23 protein-coding genes are annotated in these 24660 nt (G+C 70.7%); 6 read left to right on the top strand and 17 right to left on the bottom strand.

Annotation, left to right across the window (positions count from 1 at the left end; translation table 11 throughout):
• Positions 1-5 precede the first annotated feature (5 nt).
• From CEY15_RS00455 to rimP, 9 genes are all read right to left on the bottom strand, one after another.
• Entirely contained in the window at positions 6-713 is a 708-nt protein-coding gene (locus CEY15_RS00455) for a 4'-phosphopantetheinyl transferase family protein (RefSeq protein ID WP_095716821.1), read from the bottom strand.
• Entirely contained in the window at positions 710-1636 is a 927-nt protein-coding gene (locus tag CEY15_RS00450) for a metallophosphoesterase family protein (protein WP_095716820.1), read from the bottom strand. Before CEY15_RS00450 ends, CEY15_RS00455 begins: the two co-directional genes overlap by 4 nt.
• On the bottom strand, positions 1633-3012 hold the full coding sequence (locus CEY15_RS00445) for an MATE family efflux transporter (RefSeq protein WP_095716819.1): 1380 nt from the start codon (positions 3010-3012) through the stop codon (positions 1633-1635). Before CEY15_RS00445 ends, CEY15_RS00450 begins: the two co-directional genes overlap by 4 nt.
• A 34-nt stretch (positions 3013-3046) precedes the next feature.
• Entirely contained in the window at positions 3047-4024 is a 978-nt protein-coding gene (locus CEY15_RS00440; protein WP_095716818.1) for a DHH family phosphoesterase, read from the bottom strand.
• On the bottom strand, positions 4021-4482 hold the full coding sequence (gene rbfA, locus CEY15_RS00435) for a 30S ribosome-binding factor RbfA (protein WP_017836945.1): 462 nt from the start codon (positions 4480-4482) through the stop codon (positions 4021-4023). Before rbfA ends, CEY15_RS00440 begins: the two co-directional genes overlap by 4 nt.
• Positions 4483-4594: 112 nt before the next feature.
• On the bottom strand, positions 4595-7408 hold the full coding sequence (infB, locus tag CEY15_RS00430; protein ID WP_095716817.1) for a translation initiation factor IF-2: 2814 nt from the start codon (positions 7406-7408) through the stop codon (positions 4595-4597).
• 166 nt (positions 7409-7574) lie between these two features.
• Positions 7575-7877, bottom strand: a complete 303-nt coding sequence (locus CEY15_RS00425; protein WP_017836947.1) for a YlxR family protein — start codon at positions 7875-7877, stop codon at positions 7575-7577.
• Between the two features lie 139 nt (positions 7878-8016).
• Positions 8017-9003, bottom strand: a complete 987-nt coding sequence (gene nusA / locus CEY15_RS00420) for a transcription termination factor NusA (RefSeq protein WP_095716816.1) — start codon at positions 9001-9003, stop codon at positions 8017-8019.
• The gene (rimP, locus tag CEY15_RS00415; RefSeq protein WP_095716815.1) at positions 9000-9545 is read right to left on the bottom strand and encodes a ribosome maturation factor RimP; all 546 of its coding nucleotides are present in this window, start codon (positions 9543-9545) and stop codon (positions 9000-9002) included. Before rimP ends, nusA begins: the two co-directional genes overlap by 4 nt.
• A gap of 108 nt (positions 9546-9653) precedes the next feature.
• Between rimP and CEY15_RS00410 the strand changes: the two genes are divergently transcribed.
• Complete coding sequence (locus tag CEY15_RS00410; protein WP_095716814.1) at positions 9654-10163, top strand: hypothetical protein; 510 nt, start codon at positions 9654-9656, stop codon at positions 10161-10163.
• Complete coding sequence (locus tag CEY15_RS00405; protein ID WP_095716813.1) at positions 10160-10564, top strand: DUF4439 domain-containing protein; 405 nt, start codon at positions 10160-10162, stop codon at positions 10562-10564. The genes CEY15_RS00410 and CEY15_RS00405 overlap by 4 nt, the downstream gene beginning before the upstream one ends.
• 25 nt (positions 10565-10589) lie before the next feature.
• Here CEY15_RS00405 and CEY15_RS00400 read toward each other — a convergent pair whose 3' ends face one another.
• Positions 10590-12341: a proline--tRNA ligase gene (locus CEY15_RS00400; RefSeq protein WP_095716812.1), complete on the bottom strand. Its 1752-nt coding sequence runs from the start codon at positions 12339-12341 to the stop codon at positions 10590-10592.
• A gap of 58 nt (positions 12342-12399) precedes the next feature.
• Here CEY15_RS00400 and CEY15_RS00395 point away from each other — a divergent pair, with 58 nt between their 5' ends.
• The gene (locus CEY15_RS00395; RefSeq protein ID WP_095716873.1) at positions 12400-13149 is read left to right on the top strand and encodes a YaaA family protein; all 750 of its coding nucleotides are present in this window, start codon (positions 12400-12402) and stop codon (positions 13147-13149) included.
• Between the two features lie 9 nt (positions 13150-13158).
• Here CEY15_RS00395 and cobA read toward each other — a convergent pair whose 3' ends face one another.
• A complete protein-coding gene (gene cobA / locus CEY15_RS00390) occupies positions 13159-14385 on the bottom strand; it encodes a uroporphyrinogen-III C-methyltransferase (RefSeq protein ID WP_017836954.1) in 1227 nt (408 codons plus the stop codon).
• A 131-nt stretch (positions 14386-14516) separates the two neighbouring features.
• Positions 14517-16013 (bottom strand): malate dehydrogenase (quinone), encoded by a 1497-nt coding sequence (gene mqo, locus CEY15_RS00385; protein ID WP_031264887.1) that lies wholly within the window; start codon positions 16011-16013, stop codon positions 14517-14519.
• 132 nt (positions 16014-16145) lie between these two features.
• Here mqo and CEY15_RS00380 point away from each other — a divergent pair, with 132 nt between their 5' ends.
• Both CEY15_RS00380 and mtr read left to right on the top strand, forming a co-directional pair.
• On the top strand, positions 16146-17183 hold the full coding sequence (locus CEY15_RS00380) for an alpha/beta hydrolase (RefSeq protein WP_245847037.1): 1038 nt from the start codon (positions 16146-16148) through the stop codon (positions 17181-17183).
• A 5-nt stretch (positions 17184-17188) separates the two neighbouring features.
• Complete coding sequence (mtr, locus tag CEY15_RS00375) at positions 17189-18589, top strand: mycothione reductase (RefSeq protein ID WP_017836957.1); 1401 nt, start codon at positions 17189-17191, stop codon at positions 18587-18589.
• A gap of 35 nt (positions 18590-18624) precedes the next feature.
• On the opposite strand, the gene map is transcribed toward mtr, so the two are convergent.
• The 5 genes from map to dxr all read right to left on the bottom strand — a co-directional run bounded on the left by map (position 18625) and on the right by dxr (position 24077).
• Positions 18625-19500, bottom strand: a complete 876-nt coding sequence (map, locus tag CEY15_RS00370) for a type I methionyl aminopeptidase (protein WP_095716810.1) — start codon at positions 19498-19500, stop codon at positions 18625-18627.
• Between the two features lie 46 nt (positions 19501-19546).
• On the bottom strand, positions 19547-20401 hold the full coding sequence (locus CEY15_RS00365; protein WP_095716809.1) for a GNAT family N-acetyltransferase: 855 nt from the start codon (positions 20399-20401) through the stop codon (positions 19547-19549).
• Between the two features lie 3 nt (positions 20402-20404).
• The gene (ispG, locus tag CEY15_RS00360; RefSeq protein ID WP_176474974.1) at positions 20405-21553 is read right to left on the bottom strand and encodes a flavodoxin-dependent (E)-4-hydroxy-3-methylbut-2-enyl-diphosphate synthase; all 1149 of its coding nucleotides are present in this window, start codon (positions 21551-21553) and stop codon (positions 20405-20407) included.
• Between the two features lie 136 nt (positions 21554-21689).
• The gene (locus CEY15_RS00355; protein WP_095716807.1) at positions 21690-22907 is read right to left on the bottom strand and encodes a M50 family metallopeptidase; all 1218 of its coding nucleotides are present in this window, start codon (positions 22905-22907) and stop codon (positions 21690-21692) included.
• A gap of 6 nt (positions 22908-22913) precedes the next feature.
• A complete protein-coding gene (gene dxr / locus CEY15_RS00350) occupies positions 22914-24077 on the bottom strand; it encodes a 1-deoxy-D-xylulose-5-phosphate reductoisomerase (RefSeq protein ID WP_245847033.1) in 1164 nt (387 codons plus the stop codon).
• 164 nt (positions 24078-24241) lie between these two features.
• Between dxr and CEY15_RS00345 the strand changes: the two genes are divergently transcribed.
• Positions 24242-24601, top strand: a complete 360-nt coding sequence (locus CEY15_RS00345; RefSeq protein ID WP_095716805.1) for a DUF2631 domain-containing protein — start codon at positions 24242-24244, stop codon at positions 24599-24601.
• Positions 24602-24660: the final 59 nt, after the last annotated feature.

Below are 24660 nucleotides of genomic sequence, written 5' to 3'. Positions count from 1 at the left end.
ACACGCTATCCCCCACCGCCCGGCCGGAGCACGATCGCCGAGGCGATGTGACCGTCCCGCAGCGCCCACCGGCCGTGGAACTCCCCCAGGTCGGGTCCCCCGTCGACCGCGCGCGGGTCGACGAGGATCCTCGACCGCAACTCACCCGAGGCGGACCGGCCGTCGACGTGGGTGGGCGTCAGGGTGATGTGTGCGTCGGCGAATCCCAGCCATCTCCGGGTGAGCGGATACCAGGTCTTGTAGGTCGCCTCCTTGGCCGTGAACAGCAGGCGGTCCCAGTGGACCGTCCCCTCCTCCTCCCGCGCCGCGGTCACCCAGGCGGCCTCCTCGGGTAACGAGATCGCCTCGAGGACCCCCTCGGGCAGCGGCCCGTGGGGTTCGACGTCCAGTCCGAGGGAGCGGATCCGGGCCACCGGCCCCACCGCCGCGGCCCGCAGGCCTCCGGTGTGGGTCAGGGTGCCCACCACCCCCGCGGGCCAGATAGGCATCCCCCTGCCGCCTCGCGTGATCGGGCCGGGGGGAACGTCCAGCCTGCTCATCGCCTCCCGCGCGCAGGCCCGGACCGCGGCGAACTCGATCCGCCGGCTCTCGACGGCCCGGGCGATCTGCTCGGCCTCGACCGGGTACATGGCGGCCAACGCCGCCTCGTCGGTCATGCCGAGCTCGTCGAACGCGACGGCCACCACGTCGTCGGGCAGCAGGTCCCTGATCACCGTTCCTCCTCCAGGTCGGGTCCGGTCTCACCGGGTCGCGCGATTCTCGGCATACCCATCTCTCCCCGGATCCACCGCACCTGACGGAGGGCCGGGACCGGGAGGACCTGGCGGGCCAGAGGATCGGGTCGGCCACGGGCCGCCCACTCACGCGGGTATCCCAGCGAGACCTCCTCGAAGCGCACCGAGTCGTGGACGGTGCTGCGCGGGATGTGCAGGTGTCCGTAGACACACGCCGAGGCCCGATATCGACGGTGCCAGTCCGCGGTCTGCCCGGTGCCGCACCACAGCGCGAAATCCGGGTGGCGCAGGACCTCCGTCGGGGCGCGTAGCAGTGGCCAGTGGTTCACCAGCACGGTGGGGTGCGCCGGGTCCAGGGCCGCGAGTCTGGTCGTCGTGGCGACCAGGCGAGCGGCACACCAGGCAGCGACATCCGGGTACGGGGCCGGGTCGATGAGGAACTCGTCCGTCGCCACCACCCGTCGTTCCCGGGCGCCCTGGAGAGCCGATTGCCGCGACTGGCCGGGGGATCGGGTCCATGAGTAGTCGTAGAGCAGGAACATCGGCACGACCCACGCCGGTCCCCCCGGGCCGGTCCACAGCGGGTAGGGGTCCTCGGGGGTGTCGACCCCGATCGAGCGGCATGCGGAGACCAGCCGGTCGTACTTGGTGGTGGAGCTGATCCCGTCGTCGTCGGAGCCGATCCACAACTCGTGGTTGCCCGGCACCCAGATCACTCGCTCGAACCGGTCCACGAGACGCTCCAGTGCGCCGATCACGTGATCGGCCTTCTCCGCCACGTCTCCGGCCACGATCAGCCAGTCCCCCGGGTGGGCCGGCTGGATGTCGTCGAGGACGCCGGCGTTGCCACGGTGGCCGACGTGCAGGTCGGACACCGCGCGCAGGCTCGGGTCACGGGTCATGCCCTGGCCTCCTCCGACGGTCGACCGGCTGGAGTCTGTGCTCCCAGGACCAGCCAGCGGTCACCGCGGACCCGGGCGACGACCGCGATGAGTCGCATCGCCACGAACACGCCCATACCCCACCAGATGCCCGCGAGCCCCCAGCCGAAGTGTCTCGTGGCCAAGAGCACGGGGAGGAAGCCGCACAGGGCCGCGATCACGGTGCTCGTGCGCAGGTACGCGGCGTCACCCGCGCCCAGCAGGACGCCGTCGAGCCCGAACACCAGGGCGGCCGGGATCACCACGAGGGCCATGCCGGTCAACGCCACGACGAGTCGGCCGGCGACCTCCGTGTCTCCCGACAGGAGGGTCGACATCGGGTCCCGGAAGAGCACCGTGATCACGGCGAGCCCGACGCCGAGCCCCACCGACCACACGACCACCGCGCGGGCCAGGGCGCGGCCCTGGGAGGCCAGGCCGGCGCCCAACGCGGCACCGACGAGTGACTGCGCCGCGATCGCCACCGAGTCGAGTACCAGGGTGTACAGGGCCCACAGTTGCTGCGCGAGGTGATGTGCGGCGAGTGAGTCGACGCCCGCCGCCGCGGCGGCCGTGGTGGCCACGGCGAAGGTCACCTGGAAGGACGCGGTACGGATGACCAGGTTCACTCCCAGACGGAGCTGCCCGACTATCACGCTCCACCGCGGACGCAGCGATCCACTGTGTTCCTCAAACCCGCTGTGCTCCCGAAACCCGCGGTGCTCGAGCACCAGGGCTCCGAGGAATCCACCGGCCATGATCAGCTGCCCCGCCAGGTTGGACCACGCACTGCCCACCAGACCCAGCGCGGGCGCGGGTCCCAGACCGGGCACGAGCACCACGCAGCCGATCGTGGAGACCCCTATCCCCACCGCGACCAGCGCGAGGGGCGTCCTGACACGCTGGACTCCCCGCATCCACCCGTGCCCGGCGGACGCGACCAGGATGCACGGGATACCCCACACCGCCACCCTCAGCCAGTCCGCGGCGCTGGCGGCCACCTCGGCGTCGGCCGCGAGCACACGCGTCAACGGGCCGAGGAACGCGTGGACGCCGGCCACCACGACCACACCGACCGAGAGCGCGATCCAGGTGGCCTGGACCCCTTCCGCCACCGCGTCCGACCGCCGTCCGGCTCCGTGGAGTCGGGCGGCCCGGGCTGTCGTCCCGTACGAGAGGAAGTTCATCTGGGTGCCGAGCACTAGCAACACCAGGGCGCCGACACCCAGCGCGGCGAGGTCCTCGGGGCCCTGTCGGCCCACGACGATCCCGTCGACGAGCAGGTAGATCGGTTCGGCGGCCAGCACCGGGAGGACCGGTAGCGCGATCGACCACAGCCGGCGGCCGAGCTCCCCCACGCCCGTCTCCGGAGCGGTGGGCCGCGGCTCCGGGTCAGACGAGGAGTTCACTGAGCCTCGCCGTGACGTGTGCGATGTCTCCGCGTACGGTACAACCGGCCGCTGCAGGGTGCCCTCCCCCGCCGAGCGCCGAGGCGACGGCCGAGACATCGATGCCGTCGCCGCCGACACCGGGACGGGAACGGAGTGATACCGCGCACTCTCCCGGCCGGATCTCCTTGACGAGAACCGCGACCTGCGCCTCTCTCACCCCCTGCAGGTGGGACACGAGCGACTCGACGTCGGCCTCGTCCGCGGACGCCACGACCTCGTGCGGGACCGTCAGCCAGACCACTCCTCGTCCCCCGACCGCGCCGGGGTCGAGTCGGGCCGTGCTCAGGAGCTGCCCCAGCACGCGGAGCCAGGGGAAGGAGTGCGCGTCGAGCAGCGCGAAACCGACCGCCCTGGACTCCGCACCCGCGGCGAGTAGTCTCCGGGCCGTGTCGTGCGACCCCGCGCCACCCCACCGGAAAGACCCGGTATCGGTGACGAGACCCGCGTAGAGGCTGGTCGCCAACTCGGGGTCGACCGGATAGCGACCAGCATCGAGTACATCGAGGACCATGCTCGCGGTCGAGGCCGCCCCGGGATCCAGGAACAGGTGCGTCCCGAAGCCGGGGTTGGAACGGTGATGATCCACCACCAGCACCTCGGACGCCGATCGGGTCAGCCGATCCCAGTCGCCCACCCGATCCGGGCTGGCACAGTCCAGTGCCACCACGAGGCCGTCGTGTTCCGGTACCTCGTCGATCGGTACCACACGGTCCGTGCCCGGAATGACCCGGAGCGGGTCCGGCACGGCCCCGGGGTCGAACGAGTGGTGGACAACGACGCCGTCCGCGCGCAGAGCGCGGGCGAGACCCGCGGAACTGCCGAGGGCGTCGGCGTCGGGGCGGACGTGGCACAGCACGGTCACCTCGCGGTGCCGGGCCAGGACGCCCGCCGCGCCGGCCGCGTCCACCAGGGTGATCACCGGTCGTCGTCCTCCGGCCGTTCCACCTCGTCGTCCCTGCGGTAGGGGTCCTCGTCGCCGGCGGGACGTGCGCCCTGCGCCACGCGTCGGACCTCCTCGTCCTGCGCCCGTGCCCGGGCGAGCAACTCCTCCATCTGACGCGCGGCGTCCGGCACGGAGTCCAGGACGAAGGTCAACTCGGGGGTGAACTTCACTCCGGTCTGCTTACCGACCATCGTCCGGAGGCGACCCCGGGCCGTGGCCAGCGCGTCCTCCGCGGCCTCGAGGTCCGGGTCCTCGTCCAGCGTCTCGCCCCGGACCGTGTAGTAGAGGGTGGCCACCCGAAGATCCGCGGTGATCCGGGAGTCCGTGATGGTGATGAACTCCAGACGCGGGTCCTTGATCTCGTGCTCGATCGCCGTTGCGACGATCTCCCCGATCCGCTTGCCGAGCCGTCCGGCCCGTCCCTTTCCGGCCATGGCGATCCTCCTTGACGTGATGCGGCCGCCGGGCGGCCGTTCGATTCCCAGAATGCCGTGGGGGCAGGCCCGCAGACCACGGAACCTGCCCCCAGGGGTGTCGCCGTCGACGTCAGTCGCGCGGCTTCTCGACGAGCTCGTAGGTCTCGATGACGTCACCGATCTTGATGTCGGAGTACGTCACGGTGAGACCACACTCGAAGCCCTCGCGGACCTCGGTCACGTCGTCCTTCTCGCGGCGCAGCGAGGAGACCGTCATCTCCTCCACGACGACCTTGCCGTCGCGGATGAGCCGGGCCTTGGCGTTGCGTCGGATGATCCCGTCGAGGACCATGCAGCCCGCGATGTTGCCGAGCTTGGAGGAACGGAACAACTGGCGGATCTCCGCCTGCCCGAGCTTCTTCTCCTCGTAGATCGGCTTGAGCATGCCCTTGAGCGCGCTCTCGATCTCGTCGATCGCCTGGTAGATGATCGAGTAGTACCGGATGTCGACGCCCTCGCGGTTCGCCAACTCGGTCGACTTGCCCTCCGCGCGGACGTTGAACCCGATGATGACGGCGTCGGATGCGGCAGCCAGGTTGACGTTGGTCTCGGTGACCGCACCGACACCGCGGTCGATGACCCGCAACTGCACCTCGTCGTCGATCTCGATACCCATGAGGGCCTCTTCGAGGGCCTCGACCGTACCGGCGTTGTCGCCCTTGATGATGAGGTTGAGCTGGCTCGTCTCCTTGAGATGCGAGTCCAGGTCCTCGAGGCTGATCCGGCGGCGGGACCGAGCGGCGAGCGCGTTGCGCTTGCGCGCGTTGCGCTTGTCGGCGATCTGCCGTGCGGTGCGGTCTTCGTCGACCACCATCAGGGTGTCACCCGCGCCACAGACGCTGGTCAGACCGATCACCTGGACCGGACGGGACGGGGTCGCCTCCTCGACGTCCTCCCCGTGCTCGTCGACCATGCGGCGGACCCGCCCGTACGCGTCGCCCGCGACGATCGAGTCGCCGACCCTGAGCGTTCCACGCTGGATGAGCACCGTGGCGACCGGACCGCGTCCGCGGTCGAGGTGCGCCTCGATGGCCACGCCCTGCGCGTCCATGTCCGGGTTGGCACGCAGATCGAGCGACGCGTCCGCGGTCAGGACGACCGCCTCGAGCAGCGAGTCGATGTTGAGCCCCTGCTTGGCGGAGATGTCGACGAACATCGTGTCGCCGCCGTACTCCTCCGGCACGAGCCCGTACTCGGTCATCTGGCCGCGGATCTTGTCGGGCTGCGCGCCCTCCTTGTCGATCTTGTTGACCGCCACGACGATCGGCACGTCGGCCGCCTGCGCGTGGTTGATCGCCTCGACCGTCTGCGGCATCACACCGTCGTCCGCCGCGACCACGATGATCGCGATGTCCGTCGACTTGGCGCCCCGGGCGCGCATGGCGGTGAACGCCTCGTGACCCGGGGTGTCGATGAAGGTGATCGTCCGGTCGACCTCGTCGACCGGCACTGTGATCTGGTACGCACCGATGTGCTGGGTGATGCCACCGGCCTCGCCCTCGCCGACCTTCGCCGACCGGATGCTGTCGAGCAGGCGGGTCTTGCCGTGGTCGACGTGACCCATGACGGTGACGACCGCGGGACGGATCTCGAGATCGTCCTCGCCGCCCTCATCCTCACCGAAGGACAGATCGAACGAGTCGAGCAGCTCGCGGTCCTCGTCCTCGGGGCTGACGACCTGGACCTTGAAGCCCATCTCCTCGCCGAGGAGCTGCAGGGTCTCCGGCGTGACGGACTGCGTGGCAGTGACCATCTCGCCGAGGTTGAACAGCGCCTGGACCAGCTGTGACGGGTTGACGTCGATCTTGTCCGCGAAATCGCTCAGCGAGGCACCCTGTGCCAGCCGCAGGACCTGCCCACGACCGTCGGGGAGCCGCACGCCGCCGACCTCGGGGGCCCGCATCGAGTCGTATTCCTGACGCTTCTGCCGCTTGGACTTGCGTCCCCTGCGGGGCGCGCCTCCGGGCCGACCGAACGCACCGGCCGCACCGCTGCGGCCACGGTTGCCTCCACCGCCGGGGCGACCGCGGAAACCGCCGCCTCCCGCCGCTGGGGCACCGGCACCGCCGCCACCGGGGCGGAAACCTCCGCCACCCGGACGACCGCCCGGGCCGCCCGGCCTGCCACGGCCCGCGGCGGGACGTGCGACCTGCCCGGGCATCTGGCCGGGGCTGGGACGGGGACCACCCGGACCCGCTGCGCCCGGACGCTGCGCCGGACGGGGACCGCCCTGGCCGGGAGCCGGACGGGGGCCGCCCTGCCCCGGAGCCGGACGCTGGCCGCCCGGACGGGGACCGCCCTGGCCGGGGGTCGGCCGTGCACCGCCCTGCGGTCGCGGCGGCGGGGTGGTGCCGCTCGAGAACGGGTTGTTTCCGACGCGCGGGGCCTTGGGGCCCGGCTTCGGTCCGGCCGGACGTGGTCCGGGTGCCGGACGCGAGGCAGCCGGCGCCTCGGGGGCGCTCGGTGCCGTGCGCTCGGGCGCGGGTCCGGGCACCGGTGCCGCGGGCCTGGCACCGGGAGTGGGCCGGTCCGCCGCGGGCTTGGGACCCGGGGCCGCGGGCCTGGCACCGGGGGTGGGCCGGTCCGCCGCGGGCTTGGGAGCGGCCTTGCGGGGATCCGCACCCGGACGGGGTCCCGGCGAGGGCTTGGAGGCCCCGCCGGGCTTGGGTGCGGTCGACCCACCCGTGCCGGGCGTCGCGGTCGCGGCGTCGGATCCTCCGGCCGCCGGTGCGTGCGACTCACGGAGGCGACGGACGACCGGCGCCTCGAGGGTCGAGGATGCGGATTTGACGAACTCCCCCTGATCGCGGAGTTTCGTCAGAAGTTCTTTACTGGTGATACCGAACTCTTTTGCCAGTTCGTGTACCCGGGGCTTGCCTGCCACTGCTCTCCTCACTGCGAGGTCTCCACGGCAGGGCTGGCCGCGCGACCTCGGTCTACATTCGATGGACGTTCATCGCTGGAGCTTCACGGTGTGCTCATCGTGTCTGGTCCGTTCCTTCTCATGTGCTCCCCCGATCGGCCCATGCGGCCGACGGGTGGTCTCGTGCTCACGACGATAGCGTCTCGAGCACCTCCGAGATCGCGTCGTGGGACACGTTCCCGGTGATCCGCAGCGACCTGGTGAAGGCCTTGCGGTCGAGTGCTGTCGTGATGCACCGCTGGTCACGGTGCACCCAGGCTCCCCGTCCGACCGCTCGCCGGCCGGGGTCCGGTGAGAGGGCCGCCGCCCGTGGATCGAGGACGATCCGCAGGAGCCGGGAATCTGAATCCCGACGGCGACAGCCGACGCAGGTCCGAACCGGACCCCGCACCTCGGCCGCGCTCTGCTGCTGGTCGTGTCGCACCCGCATGAGGCCGCCTCGGTTTCTCACCGCTCCCCCACGCGAGTGGGTGAACGTGAAGTCACTGTGACATCAGATGAGTCTACAGGTCGTTGACCATCGAGACTAACGGCGCGCCCGACCGCGTGGACCGCGCACGCGCCGGAGGTCACTCCGCGTCGCTGTGGATGTCGATCCGCCACTGCGTCAGGCGGTGGGCCAGGCGAGCGTTCTGGCCCTCCTTGCCGATCGCGAGCGAGAGCTGGTAGTCGGGGACCACGACCCGCGCCGCCCTGGTCTCGGCGTCCGCCACGGTCACGGAGATGACCTTGGCAGGCGACAGCGCGTTGCCGACGAAGACCGTCGGGTCCTCGTCGAAGTCGACGATGTCGATCTTCTCGCCGTTCAGTTCCGCCATCACCGCCCGTACGCGGGCGCCGTTGGGCCCGATGCACGCGCCCTTGGCGTTGAGCCCCGACACGGTGGTCTCCACCGCGATCTTGGTCCGGTGGCCGGCCTCGCGCGCGATCGCCGAGATGCGGACCGAGCCGTCGCCGATCTCGGGCACCTCCAGGGCGAACAGGCCACGGACGAGGTCGGGGTGGGTACGGGACAGCGACACCGAGGCACCGTGCGGGCCCTTGTGGACCCCCACCACGTGGCACTTGATGCGCGCACCGTGCTCGTAGGTCTCGCCCGGAACCTGTTCGGCCGGCGCGATGGTGCCCTCGGTCCCTCCGTTCTCGGGCCCGATGTGCACGACGACGATCCCTCGGGCGTTCGCGCGTGAGTCCGACTGGATGACCCCGCTGACCACCTCGCCCTCGCGGGCCACGAGGTCGCCGTAGACCCGCTCGGTCTCGGCTTCCCGCAGGCGTTGGAGGATGATCTGCCGGGCCGTCGCCGCCGCCACCCGGCCGAAATCGGAGGGCGTGGCGTCGAACTCGCCGATCCGGTTGCCCTCCTCGTCGACCTCGGCGGCCATCACGGTGACGGTCCCGGCCTTCCGGTCGAGTTGGATCCTCGCGACGCGGTGCGCATCCTCAGTGCGCTTGTACGCGGTGAGCAGGGCGTTCTCGAGGGTCCGCACCAGGTCGTCCAACGGGATCTCCCGCTCCTGGGACAACATGTTCAGCGCCGCCATGTCGATGTTCAACTGTCTTCTCCTTCTCGCCCGCCACGTCCGGGGTTCGCGGGCTCCGACAGGAGGGCGAGTTCGTCCTCCGGAGCGGGACGGAACTCGACCCGGATCACAGCGCGTGCCACGCCGTCCAACGGTACCGAGTCCACACGCATCCCACGACCCGACCTCGAGACCAGCCGGACGATCCCGTTCTCCTCGTCGAGGTCACCGATCCGCCCACGGGCCGGACCGCCCACACCCTCGACGTAGGTCAGGTCGACCTGGCGTCCGCGAGCCCGTCTCCAGTGCCGGGGAGCCTCCAGAGGGGCGTCCACACCGCGGCTCGTCACCTCGAACGTCACCGCCCGGTCGGGTGCCCCCCACTGCTCGGCGACCGCATCGAGATCGGTCGACAGGCTCGCGAGATCGTCCAGGGTCACACCGGAGTCGCCGTCGACGACGACGGTGACGTGCCAGGCGGCCGCCCGGGAGTCCTCCCGGATCTCCTCGAGTTCGAGTCCGCGGTCGACGACCGCTCTGCGGATGTGCGCCCTGTCGGGCTCGGGGACGATCACTGTGCTCCTGGCGTCGCGGCTGGTGGGTGCCGATCCGAATTGCAGACGGGCCGGATCACTGTACCGCCCCCGGGCCCGGCTACCGACGGGCCCTGGCAGGATGTCGGGGTGCCCGATTCCTTCACCGCCCCCGTGTCGCGCCGACGGTTCGTCGCCGTGACCGCGGTCGCCACCGGGATGGCGCTCGCCGGAGGGTGTGCCCTACCCCCGGCCGACGACGAACCGGATCCCCTGCTGGCGTTGGCCGTGGCCGCCGCCCGGGACGCCCGGGAGCTCGCCGCCGCGGACGCCTCGCACGGTGACGACGCCCCCAGGCTGCGCAGGATCGCCGATGCCCGCCGCATCCACGCCGAGCGGCTCTACGCCGAGATCGGGGCCTCTGAGATCGACGCCGCCGAGGTGGAGCCCGGCGACACAGCGGAGCCCATCGACACTGCGGACGTACCCGGGGCCGGGTCACCAGCGGTCTGTCCCCCCATCGGGGAGGTCCGGGAGCGTCTACGCGAGGACGCGCGTCGCGCCGGCGAGGTCGCCGTGGACTCCCGCGGATACCGGTCCGAACTCGCGGCCTCGGTGTCCGCCGCCTGCACCACCGCGGTCGAGGTGGTGCTGGCATGACGACTCCACCCGGCCTGGCGGCCGAGGACGCCGCCGTCTACGGCTACGGCCTCGTCCTGGCCGCTGCCGACGGCTCCATCCGCGCCGCGGTCCTGCGTGAACTCGCCGCCCACCGCGCCCGGCGGGACGCCGCGGAGGAACTCTGGCCCGGGGCCCCCGCCGCCCCGGTCGGCTATCTGACGACCACCGACACCCCGACCTCGCCCGTGCTCCTCGCCATCCGTCTCGAGTCCGATTGCTGCGAGGCGTGGCGGGCGGAGATCGGCACCGCGCGGTCGCCGGAGATCCGGAGGTTCTGTCTCGACGCCCTCACGGCCGCGTCGATCCAGCTCCAGCGGTGGCGGACGCTGGTCCCGGGCGCCCCGTTCGAGGCGCTACCCGGCTTCCCGCCCCAGGCCTGACCGGGCAGCGCCCGGTCCCGGCCGGCTAGCGCCCGGCCCCGATCAGGCGGACGATCTCCTCGGCGGCGCCGTCCACCGGGACCTGGGTGACCTCCCCCGTCGCGCGTTCGCGGAGCTCGACCGTCCCCTCCGACCAGCCACGGCCCACCACGACGACCCACGGGACACCGATCAGCTCGGCGTCCTTGAACTTCACTCCCGGCGAGGCCTTGCGGTCGTCGAAGATCACTTCGAGGCGGGCCCGGTCGAACGCCTCGACGAGCGTCGCGGCCCCGCTGATCGCCGCCTCGTCCTTGTTGGCGATCACCACGTGGACGTCTGCCGGCGCCGCGGCGGCCGGCCAGACCAGACCCTTCTCGTCCGCGTACTGCTCCGCCAGCACGGCCACCAGCCGGGACACCCCGATGCCGTACGAGCCCATCGTCACCCGCGCGGGCTTGCCGTTCTCCCCGAGAACGTCGAATCCGAAGGCGTCCGTGTACTTGCGACCGAGTTGGAAGATGTGGCCGATCTCGATCCCCCGTGCGAGGGTGAGCGTGCCGTGGCCGTCGGGTGCCTCGTCACCCTCCCTGACCTCCGCGGCCTCGATCGTGCCGTCGGGGGTGAAGTCGCGGCCGCAGACCAGGTCCACCACGTGCCTGCCGGGCTCATCCGCACCGGTGATCCACGCGGTCCCCTCGACCACCCTGGGGTCCACCAGGTACCGGACCTCGTTGGCGGCCAGGGCCCCGGGGCCGATGTACCCCTTGACGAGGAACGGGTTGGCGGTGAAGTCGGCCTCGTCCAGCACCGCGACCTCGGCGGGTTCGAGCGCCGCCTCGAGGCGCTTCATGTCGACCTCGCGGTCCCCGGGCAGGCCCACGCCCAACAGTTCCCAGTCCGCACCCGGGGCGCGGACCTTGAGCATCACGTTCTTGAGCGTGTCCGCCGCGGTCACCTCGCGGCCGAGCCCCGCTCCGTTGGCCCAGTCGACCAGGGACGCGATCGTCGGCGTCCCCGGGGTGTCGTGGACGACGGCGGCGGGTAGTCCATCGAGCGGGCGGGCGGGCGGAGCCGGGGTCACAACGGCCTCGACGTTGGCCGCATAACGCCCGTCCGTCGACCTGACGAAGGTGTCCTCACCCGCCGGGGAGATCGCCAGGAACTCCTCGGACGCCGAACCGCCCATCGCCCCCGAGGTGGCGGCGCAGATCACGTACTCGATTCCCAGACGGTCGAAGATGCGCTGGTAGGTCTCCCGGTGCACCTGGTAGGAGCGCTCGAGACCGGCGTCGTCCAGGTCGAAGGAGTACGAGTCCTTCATGGTGAACTCACGCCCCCGGAGGATTCCCGCGCGGGGCCGCTCCTCGTCCCGGTACTTGGACTGGATCTGGTACAGGGTGACGGGCAGGTCCTTGTACGAGGAGTACTCACCCTGCACCGTGAGCGTGAACAACTCCTCGTGGGTGGGGCCGAGAAGCATGTCGTTGCCCTTGCGGTCTTTGAGACGGAACAGCGCCGGCCCGTACTCGGCCCACCGGCCCGTCGCCTCGTAGGGCTCGCGGGGCAGGAGCGCGGGCAGGCTGATCTCCTGGGCGCCGGAGGCGTTCATCTCCTCTCGTACGACCTGCTCGATCCGCCGGAGGGTGCGCAGACCGAGGGGGAGCCACGAGTACACGCCGGGCGCGACGCGCCGGACGTAGCCGGCACGGACCAGCAGCTTGTGGCTCAGGACCTCGGCATCGGCCGGGTCGTCGCGGAGCGTACGCAGGAAGAGGTGGGACAGACGCGTGATCACGGTGGCCAAGCCTAGCCGCCCGGGGGCCCGCCTCCGGCGCGACGGTAGCCTCGGCCGGGTGCGCATCCTCCTCTCGCCCTCCGAGACCAAGTCCGTCGGCGGGTCGGGCGCCCCCCTGGATCTGGCGGCACTGTCGCTCCCCGCGCTCACCGACACCCGGCGAACGGTGGCCGGAGCCCTGGTTGCGATGTGCGTCGACGATCCGGACGGCGCACGAGCCACCCTCGGCCTGGGCGACTCGCTCGCCGCCGAGGTGACGTACGACGCGCACCTGTGGTCCTCACCCACCGCGCCCGCGCTCAGCCGGTACACCGGGGTGCTCTACGACGCGCTGGACCAGTCCTCCTTCACCCGGGCCACCCGGTCGCGCGCCGAATCGCGGTTGTGGATCGGGTCGGCGCTGTTCGGACTGCTCGCCGCCGGCGACCCCATCCCCCACTACCGACTCTCCGCGGGGACCCGACTACCCGGACTCGGCACGCTCCGTTCCGTGTGGAAGCCCTCGCTCACCGCCGCCACCTCCGAGTGGGCGGACGACCTCGTGATCGATCTCCGGTCAGGGGGTTACCAGCAGCTGGGGCCGGTTCCGGGCGCCGTCACGGTCGATGTCGTCACCCAGTATCCGGACGGCACCCGCAAGGTGGTCTCCCACTTCTCCAAGCACCACAAGGGGCTCCTCGCCCGATCGCTCGCGACCTCACGCGCGGAGATGACGGACATACCGGCGCTACTGCGGGTGGCCAGGCGCGCGGGGCACACCCTCGAGCACGACTCGGCCACCACCCTGACGATGGTGACCCTCCCCTAGAGAGCCACCTCAGGCCCGGGTCAGGAACTGTGGGAGCCCGGCGACCGCGCCGACCACGACGATCGCCGGTGGCCGTACGTCACGGCCGGCCAGGGTGTCCGCCATGGTCCCGAGGGTGCACCGGTGCGTCATCTGACCGTCGAGGCTTCCGTCCACGATGATCGCGGCGGGCGTGTCCGCCGACCGCCCACCGGCCATGAGCGACTCCGCAATGGCCGGGGAGTTCTTGACCCCCATGAGGATGACCAGCGTCCCCCGCATCCGTGCCAGGGCCTCCCAGTCGATCAGAGAGCCCGGGTGGCCCGGCGGTAGATGACCCGAGACGATGGTGACCTCATGGGTCATGCCGCGGTTGCTCACGGGGATCCCCGCCAGAGCGGGGACGCTGAGCGCGCTGGACACCCCGGGGACGACGCTGCAGGGGATCCCGGCCTCCGCGCAGGCCTGTGCCTCCTCGTATCCCCGCCCGTAGAGGAACGGGTCGCCGCCCTTGAGCCGGACGACGAACTTGCCCTCCCGCGCCCGGTCCACGAGCACCTGGTTGATGGCGTCCTGGGCCATGGACCTGCCGTACGGGATCTTGGCCGCGTCGACGATCTCCACGTTCGGACGCAGCTCCCCCAGCGGCCGCTGGGGCGCGAGCCGGTCGGCCACCACGACGTCGGCGCGCGAGAGCAGATTTCTGCCGCGCACCGTCATGAGGTCGTCTGCTCCCGGGCCACCGCCGACCAGCGCGACCGTGCCCCGCAGCTCCTCCTCGGCGTCCGGCGTCCCGGCGCTCGCGCCGTCCAGCGCGCGGGCCACGACGTCGCGGGCCTCTGCGGTACGCGCCCGGTCGCCGGTGAGCACCGCGACCAGCATCTCGTCGCGGCGGACGACCGCAGGCGTCACCGCGGTGCCGGAGTGGACGGCGTCCGACCGCACGCAGAAGGTGCGGTCCTGTTCCGCCTCCGCCGCGACTCTCGCGTTGACCAGCGAGTCCTTGGTGGCCGCCACCACGTACCAGGCACCGTCGAGGTCGCCCGAGCGGAACTCGCGGGCCTCCCAGCGGATCCGCCCGGAGTCGACCAGCCCCTGCAGCGTCGGTGTGATCTCAGGACTCACCAGGTGGACGACGGCACCGGAGTCCAGGAGCACGGGAATCCGCCGCTGGGCCACCGATCCACCGCCGATCACCACGACCCGGCGGCCTTCGAGGTCCAGGCCGACGGGGTACGGGTTCACGGGCCGGATCATGCCGCCGATCCTATCGGCCACCGGTGGCCGGGACCGCCTCGCCCCCGGGGGCCCGAACAGGCGATCCCCCGGCCGCGATGGCGCGGCGACCGGGGGATGGCGGGGTCGTTCGTGGCGGGTCCGGCCCGGCGTCAGACCTTCTGGTCGAGCTTGAGTGTGCGGGTCGACCGCTCGAACTGCTCGGCGAACAGACTCGGTTCGGCGGCCAGGTCGCGCCCGAGCGACGGGATCATCTCCTCGAGCGCGGGCTTCCAGTCGGCGAACCGGCTCGGGAAGCAACGCTGGAGCACGTCGACCATCGCGTCGACCGCCGTGGAGGCACCGGGGGACGCGCCCAGCAGACCGGCGATCGATCCGTCGGCCGCGTTGACCACCGCGGTCCCGAACTCGAGGGTGCCACCGCGACCGTTGGGCTTGATCACCTGGACGCGCTGCCCGGCGACGACCTTCTCCCACTCACCGTCCTGCGCGGACGGGACGAAGTCGCGGAGCGCGTCGACGCGCGCGCCGTGATTCTTGGCCAACTCGGTGATGAGGTACTTGACCAGACCCATCTCCGTGAGTCCGATGTTGGCCATGGGCAACAGATTGCCCGGCCGGACGCTCGAGGGCAGGTCCAGCCAACTGCCCATCTTGAGGAACTTCGGGGTCCATCCAGCGAACGGGCCGAAGAGCAGGCCCTTCTTGCCGTCGATGACGCGGGTGTCGAGGTGCGGCACCGACATCGGAGGCGCACCGACCGACGCCTGACTGTAGACCTTGGCCTGGTGCTGATCGACGAGGTCGGGATTGGTGCAGCGGAGCCACTGGCCACCGACGGGGAACCCGCCGATGCCCTTGATCTCCGGGATCCCTGACTTCTGCAGCAGGTGCAGCGCCCCGCCGCCCGCACCGACGAAGACGAACTTCGCGTCCACCGTGCGCTCGTCCCCGGTGTGGCGGTTGGCCACGGTCAGCCGCCAGGTCCCGTCGGTGTTGCGCTCGAGGTCCTTGACCTGGTTCTGGTAGTGGACCTCGGTGCCGGTCCTGGTCAGATACTTGACGAACTGCCGGGTGAGGGCGCCGAAGTTCACATCGGTGCCGTTGTCGAAATAGCTGAGGGCGAAGGGTTGCTCCGGGGAACGGCCCCTGGCCATGAGGGGGACGCGACGTTCGAGCTCTCCGAAGTCCGTGGTGTGGCCCATCCCGGGGAACAGGGGGTGACCCGCGAGCTTGTCGTACCGCTTCTGCAGGTACGCCTGGCCGGCCTCGCCGGAGACGAAACTCATGTGCGGGACCGGGCGGATCCACTCCGTCGGGTCACCGAGGATCGTGTTCTCCACGGCATAGGACCAGAACTGCCGGGAGACCTGGAACTTCTCGTTGACGCTGACGGCCTTGGAGATGTCCACGTCGCCGTCGGCGGTCTTGGGCGAGTAGTTGAGCTCGCAGAGCGCGGAGTGACCGGTGCCGGCGTTGTTCCACGCATCGGACGACTCCAGCGCGGGGCCCTCGAGTCGCTCGAAGATCTCGATCTGCCAGTCGGGCTGGAGGCGACGCAGGAGAGCACCGAGCGTCGCGCTCATGGTGCCCGCGCCGATGAGCGCCACATCAGTCGTTCCGTGCTTTGCCACCTGGTCTGAAGTCACCGGCTACCCTCGCTATTTGGTCGTGGACCCGAATCGGACACGTCACGGGCCCGTCCTGGGACCCCGCGTCCACCGGGTCCCAAGACTACTCACCGGGCCGCCCCCTCGGCACACCGGACTAGGGTGGTCGTCGTGTCTCCGCCCTCCCCCGATGCCGTCGCCCCCACCGGATCCGATGCGCGGTGGATCCCGGACCTGCTGGGGCCGTCCTACCGGCGACTCGAGCTGCCGCTCGGGACCGATCCGGACGGTGAGGGACCCATCTCCGCCACCCTGGTCCGGCACGAGGACTCACCGGATCAGCCTGTCGCGGCGCTGCTGGTGGTCCACGGACTGTCCGACTACTTCTTCCACACCCACCTCGCCGAGTTCCTCGCCGACCGGGGGATCGCCACCTATGGGGTGGACCTGCGCAAGTGCGGTCGCTCCAGGCGGGACGGACTGACGCCGCACTTCATCACCGACCTCGAGAGATACGACGAGGAACTCGACCAGGCGCTGGACGTGATCACCGCCGACCACCCGGGCCTGCCGGTCCTCGTGGCCGCGCACTCGACCGGGGGGCTCGTGGTGCCGTTGTGGCTCGCCCGACGCCGGGACAGGGGCGCGCTCGATCCCGTCGTGGGGCTGGTCCTGAACTCTCCCTGGTTCCAACTCGACCTGCCCGACCGCGCGCGCCGGCTGGTGGACCCGGTCATCCGTGCCCTCGGTTCCGCCAGGCCCTATTATCGGCTCCCGCTGAAGACCTCGGACCGGTACGTGGTGAGCACCCATATCGACCACGACGGGGACTTCCACTTCGACACCGAGCTCAAACCCCCGGGTGGGGTGGGGGTCCGGGCCGGCTGGCTCGCGGCCGTCCGCCGCGCGCAGAAGCGCCTGCAGGCAGGGGTCGATCTTCCGCTGCCGGTCCTCCTGCTACGGTCCACGGCCTCCTCAGTGGGCACCCACCGCGGCGACGGGGTGCTCGACGTCGACACCGACCTGATCCTGGACGTGCGCTCGATGGAGCGGTTCGCCGACCGGGTCTCGCACCAGGTCACGGACATCCCCGTCGACGGCGCCCGACACGACGTGTTCCTCTCCCGCGCGGACGTGCTCGAGGTGGTCTTCCGACACCTCGGCGACTGGTTGGACCAGACCCTCGCACCCCACACCAAGGAGTCCTGACGACAATGACCCAGACCCCCTCCCGTCACTTCGACCTCGTCGTGATCGGTACCGGCAGCGGGAACTCGCTGATCGACGAGTCGTTCGCGGACAAGTCCGTGGCGATCTGCGAGAAGGGAACCTTCGGCGGGACGTGTCTCAACGTGGGCTGTATCCCCACGAAGATGTTCGTCTACGCCGCGGACACCGCCGTCTCGATCACCCACTCGAGCACGTACGGGATCGACTCCACCCTCGACGGCGTCCGGTGGCCCGACATCGTCTCGCGGGTGTTCGATCGTCGGATCGACCCCATCGCCTCGAGCGGTGAGGACTACCGGCGGAACCGGTGCGACAACGTCACGGTGTACGACGGTCACGCGAGGTTCGTGGGTCCGCGCACCATCGACACGGGGACCGGGGAGATCATCACGGCCGACTCCGTGGTGATCGCCGCGGGGGCCCGACCCCTGATCCCCCGGATCGTCACCGACGCCGGTGTCGACTACTACACCAGCGACGACGTCATGAGGATCCCCGAGCTTCCCAGGTCGATGGTGATCCAGGGCTCCGGCTTCATCGCGTGCGAGTTCGCGCACGTGTTCTCGGCTCTCGGCGTCGAGGTGACCGTGATCGGCCGGTCGGACGTCCTGCTCAAGCACGTGGACCGGGAACTGGCGGAGCGGTTCACCGACCAGGCCCGACGGAGGTGGGACGTCCGGCTCGGACAGCAGATCACCACGATGACCGCGACCGGCGCGGACCGGCGCGGCGTCGAGGTCACCTTCGAGGACGGGTCGACCTGCTCCGGCGACGCGCTCCTGGTGGCGACCGGCCGGATCCCCAACGGCGACCTCCTGGGACTCGAGGCGGCCGGTGTGGAGATGGACATCGAGCGGGTCCGGGTCGACGAGTACGGCCGCACCACCGCCGACGGCGTGTGGGCCCTCGGGGACGTGAGTTCGCCGTACCAGCTCAAGCACGTGGCCAATCACGAGCAGCGGGTGGTCGGGCACAACCTGCGAAACCCGGACGACCTCCATCCCGTGAACCACCGACACGTCCCCTGGGCGGTGTTCACCTGGCCGCAGATCGCCTCGGTGGGTCTGACGGAGGCCGAGGCCCGGGAGGCGGGATTCGACATCACGGTGAAGGTCCAGGACTACGGCGACGTGGCGTACGGCTGGGCCATGGAGGACTCGGTCGGCTGCTGCAAGCTCATCGCTGACCGGGCAACCGGACTACTCGTGGGCGCCCACATCATGGGCGCCCACGCGCCGTCCCTCATCCAGATCCTCATCCAGGCCATGGAGTTCGAGATCACCGTCCCCGAGCTCGCGCGTCGTCAGTACTGGATCCACCCCGCGATGGCCGAGGTGGTCGAGAACGCACTGCTGGGTCTGGACTTCCCGGACCGGGGCTTCTGAGCCGACGTCAGGGCCACGGCCCTGACCACGCGGAGTCAGCCCCCGCTCGGCACCGTCAGCACCTCGACGCCGTCCTGCGTGACCAGCACGGTGTGTTCGAACTGAGCGGTCCACGCCTTGTCCGCCGTGGTGACGGTCCAGTCGTCGTCCCAGACGTCGAACCCGGGACCACCCAGGGAGATCATCGGCTCCACGGTCAGGGTCATACCGGGCTCGAGGACCTCGGTCCGCGACGGGTCGTCGTAGTGGAGCACCACCAGGCCGTTGTGGAACGTCGGCCCCACCCCGTGGCCGGTGAACTCCCGGACGACCGTGTAGTCGAACCGACGTGCGTAGGACTCGATGACGCGCCCGATCACGTTGACCTCCCGGCCGGGCCGGATGGCCCTGATCCCCCGGTCCATGGCCTCCCTGGTCCGCTCGACCAACAGCCTGTTCTCCTCCGAGACGTCGCCGGCCAGGAACGTGGCGTTGGTGTCACCGTGCACCCCGTCGATGAAGGCGGTGACGTCGATGTTGACGATGTCACCGTCCATGATCACCGTGGTGTCCGGGATGCCGTGGCAGATCACCTCGTTGAGAGAGACGCAGCTGGACTTGGGGAAGGCCTTGTACCCCAGGGTCGACGGGTAGGCGCCGTGATCGCACATGTACTCGTGGGCGATCCGGTCGATCTCGTCGGTGGTGACGCCGGGCGCCACCGCTCGTCCCGCCACGGCGAGGGCGTCGGCCGCTATGGTGCACGCGGTGCGCATCGACTCGATCACCTCAGGGGTCTGCACCCACGGCTCACCGTTCGCCTCGTCGACGCGGTCGCGCCAGACGTACTCCGGCCGTGGGATCGACTCGGGCACCGTCCGGATCGGGGTGGGTTCACCGGGGACGAGGGGCTGGCGGGTCGGGGTGGTCATGGTCTCCAGGATAGGGCCGCTCGCGCGACCGGAGTGGTCCGGGAGGTCACAGCAGGACCGTCGCGTAGTCGACGGCGTCGGTCATCCCGACCCGGCGGTAGGTCGCTCGGGCGGCGGTGTTGGATCCGTTGACGACGAGCGACGGGGTCAGCCGGCGGGCCTGGAGGGCGGAACACACCGCGGCGATACCCCCGGTTCCGAGCCCTGCTCCCCTGCGCTCGGGTCGGACCCAGACCCCCTGGATCTGCGCCGACCACGACGAGACCGCCGCGACGTCGGCCTTGAAGAACACCTCGCCGCGGTCGACCCCGATCCACGTCCTACCCCTGGCCAGGGAACGCGCTACCCGGCGCCGGAACGGGATCCCCGAACCCACCGCGAACGGATCGGAACCCAGCTCCTCGCGGTACATCGCCGCCGCGGCGGCGAGGACCGGCTCGAACTCGACCAGGGTCGCGGCCCGGACGCCGCCGAGCACGAGGGCCCGGTCCACCGGGCGGCGTAGGGACATCAGGTGCTGCGCATCCCGGTAGTCCCTGTGCGGACCCCAGCAGACGCCGAGGGCATCCCACAGTGCGGAGACCTGCTCCCGTCGCCCGTGGACGGACATCGGACCGACACCCAGCCCCGCCACGGCGGCTCCGAGCGCGCGGTGATCGTGTGCGTCACCGCGCAGGGGCAGGACCGAGCTCCCCACGAACACCAACGACCTCTCGGGGCCGCCCAGGGTGAGGAACCTGCCCTCCGGCCCGGGGACCGCACCGGAGGTGGCGAACTTCTCCGCCGCGGGACACGACACCAGCGGATCGGACTCGAGGACAGCGAGGAGTGCGCGGGCCTCTCCTGGGCCCACCCCGCGGCATCCGCCGGTCGCTGCCGCGGGCGCGGCCGTATCGGTCATGGCCTATCGCGTGACCTTGACCTGGGGGCCCTGTCCGGCGACGGCCTCCCCGACGGGCTCGCCCATCTCCTCCGCGATCCGCATGGCCTCCTCGATGAGGGTCTCGACGATCACCGCCTCCGGGACGGTCTTGATGACCTCGCCCTTGACGAAGATCTGGCCCTTCCCGTTACCCGAGGCCACACCCAGATCCGCCTCACGCGCCTCACCGGGCCCGTTGACCACGCACCCCATGACCGCGACCCGCAGCGGGACGCTCATCCCCTCGAGTCCGGCGGTGACCTCGTCGGCGAGCTTGTAGACGTCCACCTGGGCGCGCCCACACGACGGACAGGAGACGATCTCGAGCTTGCGGGGACGCAGGTTCAGGGACTGCAGGATCTGCGAACCGACCTTGATCTCCTCCACCGGCGGCGCGGAGAGGGAGACCCGGATGGTGTCGCCGATCCCCTCCGACAGCAGTGCCCCGAACGCGACAGCGGACTTGATGGTGCCCTGGAACGCGGGCCCGGCCTCGGTGACCCCGAGGTGGAGTGGGTAGTCGCTCTTCGACGCGAGCTGACGGTAGGCCTCCACCATGATCACGGGATCGTTGTGCTTGACCGAGATCTTGATGTCCCCGAACCCGTGCTCCTCGAAGAGAGAGGCCTCCCACAGCGCGGATTCCACGAGGGCCTCCGGGGTGGCCTTGCCGTACTTGGCGAGCAGTCGTGGGTCGAGGGACCCCGCGTTCACCCCGATCCGGATGGGTATGCCGGCCGCACCGGCCGCTTTCGCGACCTCCGCGACCCGCCCGTCGAACTCCTTGATGTTCCCCGGGTTGACCCGCACCGCCGCACATCCGGCGTCGATCGCGGCGAAGATGTACTTGGGCTGGAAGTGGATGTCCGCGATGACGGGGATCGGCGACTTGCGGGCGATCGTCGACAGGGCGTCGGCGTCCTCCTGGCGGGGGCATGCCACGCGGACGATGTCACAGCCCGACGCCGTGAGTTCGGCGATCTGTTGAAGCGTGGCGTTGACGTCGTGGGTCTTGGTGGTGGTCATGGACTGGACCGACACCGGATGATCGCTGCCCACACCGACCGGGCCCACGGCCAGTTGACGCGTCCTGCGACGCGGCGCGAGCACCGGCGGCGGACCGTCTGGCATACCCAGACCGACGGGGATGGAGGAGGAGTCGTTCACAACAGGGCCTTCCGTAGGAGTCACAGCCGGGTGCACGCTGATCGGCGTCCGCCATTATCCGCGTTCCGGGGCGCGGGGGCGAGAACCGGAGTCCGCGTGCTCATCCCGTCAGCAATATGGGGTTGACGAAGTCCGCGGTGATGACGATGGCGGACACGCCGATCAACAGCACGAACACGCCGATCGTGAGCGGCGCGAGCTTCTCGTAGTCGGCCGGCCCGCCCGGCGCCAGGCCGCGGAGTCGTCTCAGTGCGTCCCGGATCTTCTCGTAGAACACCACCGCGATGTGTCCACCGTCGAACGGGGTGAGCGGGACCAGGTTGAACGCCCCGAGGAACAGGTTCAGCCCGGCGAGGAAAAGCAGGAAGAGCCACCATGCTCCCTGTTCTGCCGCCTGGCCGCCGATGTGGCTCGCGCCCACAACCGAGACGGGCGAGTCCTCGGCCCGCTCGGCACCGAAGATCGACGCCGCCACCGCCGGGATCTTGGACGGGAACGAGATGAGCCCCTCGATCGTGGCCTCGATCATCTCCCCGGTGAAGACGAAGGTCGCCGGGACGGCTCCGAGCGCATCGTAGGTGTGGACCGACTGATAGGCGGGATCGTCGAGGATCTCCGCGGGGATGCCGTCCTCGGACAGTCGCACCCCCAGCGCACCCCTCGCCTGGCCCCCCTCGGAGGACGAGGTCAGGCTCGCCGTCGTCGTCAGGGTGTCCCCCGCCCTGTCCACCGTCACCGGCACGGTCTGGCCGGGACGCGCGGAGACCACCTCGGACAGGTCGGACCAGGAGTTCACGGGCTGTCCGTCCACGGACGTGATCCGGTCGCCGGGCAGGATCCCCGCCTCGCCCGCGGGGCCGAGCCCGACCCCACACCGGTCCGCCGACGCGCAGGTGTCGCCCACCACCGCCGCGACCTGATCGGTCGGGATCGGCTGGACATCCCTGTTGACCAGCCCCCACCCCAGGGCCACCGTGTAGAAGAGCGCGATCGCCAGGACGATGTTCATGAAGGGGCCGGCCAGCAGGACCGCCACGCGCTTCCACCACGCCTGACGCCACATGGCCTTCGGTTCGTCCTCCGGGGCCAGTTCGTCGTACGCGGTCATCCCGGCGATGTCGCAGAACCCGCCCAGCGGGACCGCCTTGAGGCCGTACTCGATCCCGCCGCGCCGCACCGACCACAGTGTCGGCCCGAAACCGACGAAGAATCGACGGACCTTCATGCCCGACCACTGCGCCACTCTCATGTGCCCGTACTCGTGGAGCACGATCGACACCATGATCCCGAGTGCGAAGAGCACGATCCCGAGCACCATCACGGCTCAGCCCTCCCGACCCGCGACGAGGGCGGCGGCGTGCCGTCGCGCCCAGGATTCCGCCGCCGTCACGTCGTCCAGATCGCGGGGATCGGACGACCACTCGTCCGCCGCCCCGACCGTCTCCGCCACCACGTCGACGATCTCGGTGAAGCCGATCCTGCCGTCGAGGAAGGCCGGCGCGGCCTCCTCGTTGGCGGCGTTGAACACCGCCGTCCGCAGCCCCCCCGCCGATCCCGCCCCGCGGGCCACGGAGATCGCCGGGAACGTCTGCTCGTCCACGGGCTCGAACGTCCAGGTGTGGGAGGCGGAGAAGTCCAGGGGGGTCGTGGCACCGGGGATCCGGTCCGGCCACCCGAGGGCCAGCGCGATGGGCAATTTCATCGAAGGAGGAGAAGCCTTGGCGATCGTGGCGCCGTCGACGAAGGTCACGGCCGAATGCACCACCGACTGCGGGTGGACGGTCACCTCGATCCTGTCGTAGGGCACCCCGAACAGCAGATGCGCCTCGATGAGCTCGAGCGCCTTGTTGACCAGGGTGGCCGAGTTGAGCGTGATCATCCGCCCCATCGCCCAGGTGGGGTGCTGTAGTGCCTGCTCGGCGGTGACGTCCGCGAGCTGAGCGCGCGTCCTGCCGCGGAACGGACCTCCCGACGCGGTGAGCACCAGTCCCGCGACCTCGTCCGCCGTGCCCGAGCGCAGGCACTGCGCCATGGCCGAGTGCTCGGAGTCAACGGGCACCAGCTGCCCCGGAGCAGCGGCGCCGGTGACCAGCGCACCGCCGGCGACGAGGGACTCCTTGTTGGCCAACGCCAGACGGGCGCCGGTCCCCAGCGCCGCGAGGGTGGGGCCGAGGCCGATCGAGCCGTCGATGCCGTTGAGCACGACGTCCGCCTCCACCGCCCCGACCAGCTCGGTCGCGGCCCCCGGTCCCTCGAAGACTGCCAGCTCCGGGAACTCCGCCCGGATACGCGCGGCTCCGGCGGGATCGGAGACGGCGACGTGTCCGACGCCCGTGGCGGCGATCTGGTCGCCGAGCAGCCCCACCCGACCGCCGCCCGCGGCCAGGCCCACCACGTCGAACCGGCCGGGACCGGCCCCGGAGGTCACCTCCAGTGCCTGGGTACCGATCGAACCGGTGCTTCCGAGGATGAGAACGCGCGTGGTCACCTCGTCATTGTCCACGTCCGGAGCCCCCGGCGCCGCATCGCGTGGTCCGGTCCTGCCCAGATGCGGGCGGGTTACCCACAGTCCCGCACCGGGCGTGTGCCAGACTGGACGCGATGTCGGCGGCCCGCGGGGCTGCCAGCGAGCCGTGAGGAGAACCGGGGAGCATGAGCGCGGACGGGCACCACACCAGCAAGGAAATCGTCGTGGGGGGCATCAGCTCGCTGGACGAGCCCTCCGTCGAATGGGGCTGGCACCAGCACAGCAGGAAGGTCGGCCTCGCCGTGGGCGGCTTCTTCGTGCTGTTCCTCCTGGCCATGCTCTTCGGCAACCACATCGGCCGGGTCGAGGACATCTGGGTGGTCGCCATCGCGCTCTTCCTCGCCGCCTGGATGTTCCACTCGCTGCGCCCGAAGAAGGACGACAGCCTGAAGAAGTCCAAGGTGTACGAGGTGCCCGCCGATCACTACTCTGTAGTCGGCGCCGCGGCGTCCGGCGCGGTCGGGACCGCTCCCGCCAAGCGCTGAGAGCACCTGCACGACGAGGCCGCCGCCCGCATTGTCCGCGGGCGGCGGCCTCGTCTGTG

Origin of the sequence: Dietzia natronolimnaea, assembly GCF_002289575.1 — a bacterium.
Lineage (GTDB): Bacteria > Actinomycetota > Actinomycetes > Mycobacteriales > Mycobacteriaceae > Dietzia > Dietzia natronolimnaea_A.
Note: the sequence above shows the minus strand (reverse complement) of the source record. Positions and strands in the feature narration are given on the sequence as shown.

Bases quoted from the DNA above. Each gene is read 5' to 3' on its own strand.
- CEY15_RS00425 (WP_017836947.1), bottom strand. From the start codon at position 7,877: ATGCGGGTGCGACACGACCAGCAGCAGAGCGCGGCCGAGGTGCGGGGT.
- CEY15_RS00355 (WP_095716807.1), bottom strand. From the start codon at position 22,907: ATGGTGCTCGGGATCGTGCTCTTCGCACTCGGGATCATGGTGTCGATC.
- cobA (WP_017836954.1), bottom strand. From the start codon at position 14,385: ATGATCCGGCCCGTGAACCCGTACCCCGTCGGCCTGGACCTCGAAGGC.
- ispG (WP_176474974.1), bottom strand. From the start codon at position 21,553: ATGCCAGACGGTCCGCCGCCGGTGCTCGCGCCGCGTCGCAGGACGCGT.
- CEY15_RS00450 (WP_095716820.1), bottom strand. From the start codon at position 1,636: ATGACCCGTGACCCGAGCCTGCGCGCGGTGTCCGACCTGCACGTCGGC.
- CEY15_RS00345 (WP_095716805.1), top strand. From the start codon at position 24,242: ATGAGCGCGGACGGGCACCACACCAGCAAGGAAATCGTCGTGGGGGGC.
- CEY15_RS00405 (WP_095716813.1), top strand. From the start codon at position 10,160: ATGACGACTCCACCCGGCCTGGCGGCCGAGGACGCCGCCGTCTACGGC.
- mtr (WP_017836957.1), top strand. From the start codon at position 17,189: ATGACCCAGACCCCCTCCCGTCACTTCGACCTCGTCGTGATCGGTACC.
- rbfA (WP_017836945.1), bottom strand. From the start codon at position 4,482: ATGGCCGGAAAGGGACGGGCCGGACGGCTCGGCAAGCGGATCGGGGAG.
- CEY15_RS00365 (WP_095716809.1), bottom strand. From the start codon at position 20,401: ATGACCGATACGGCCGCGCCCGCGGCAGCGACCGGCGGATGCCGCGGG.
- map (WP_095716810.1), bottom strand. From the start codon at position 19,500: ATGACCACCCCGACCCGCCAGCCCCTCGTCCCCGGTGAACCCACCCCG.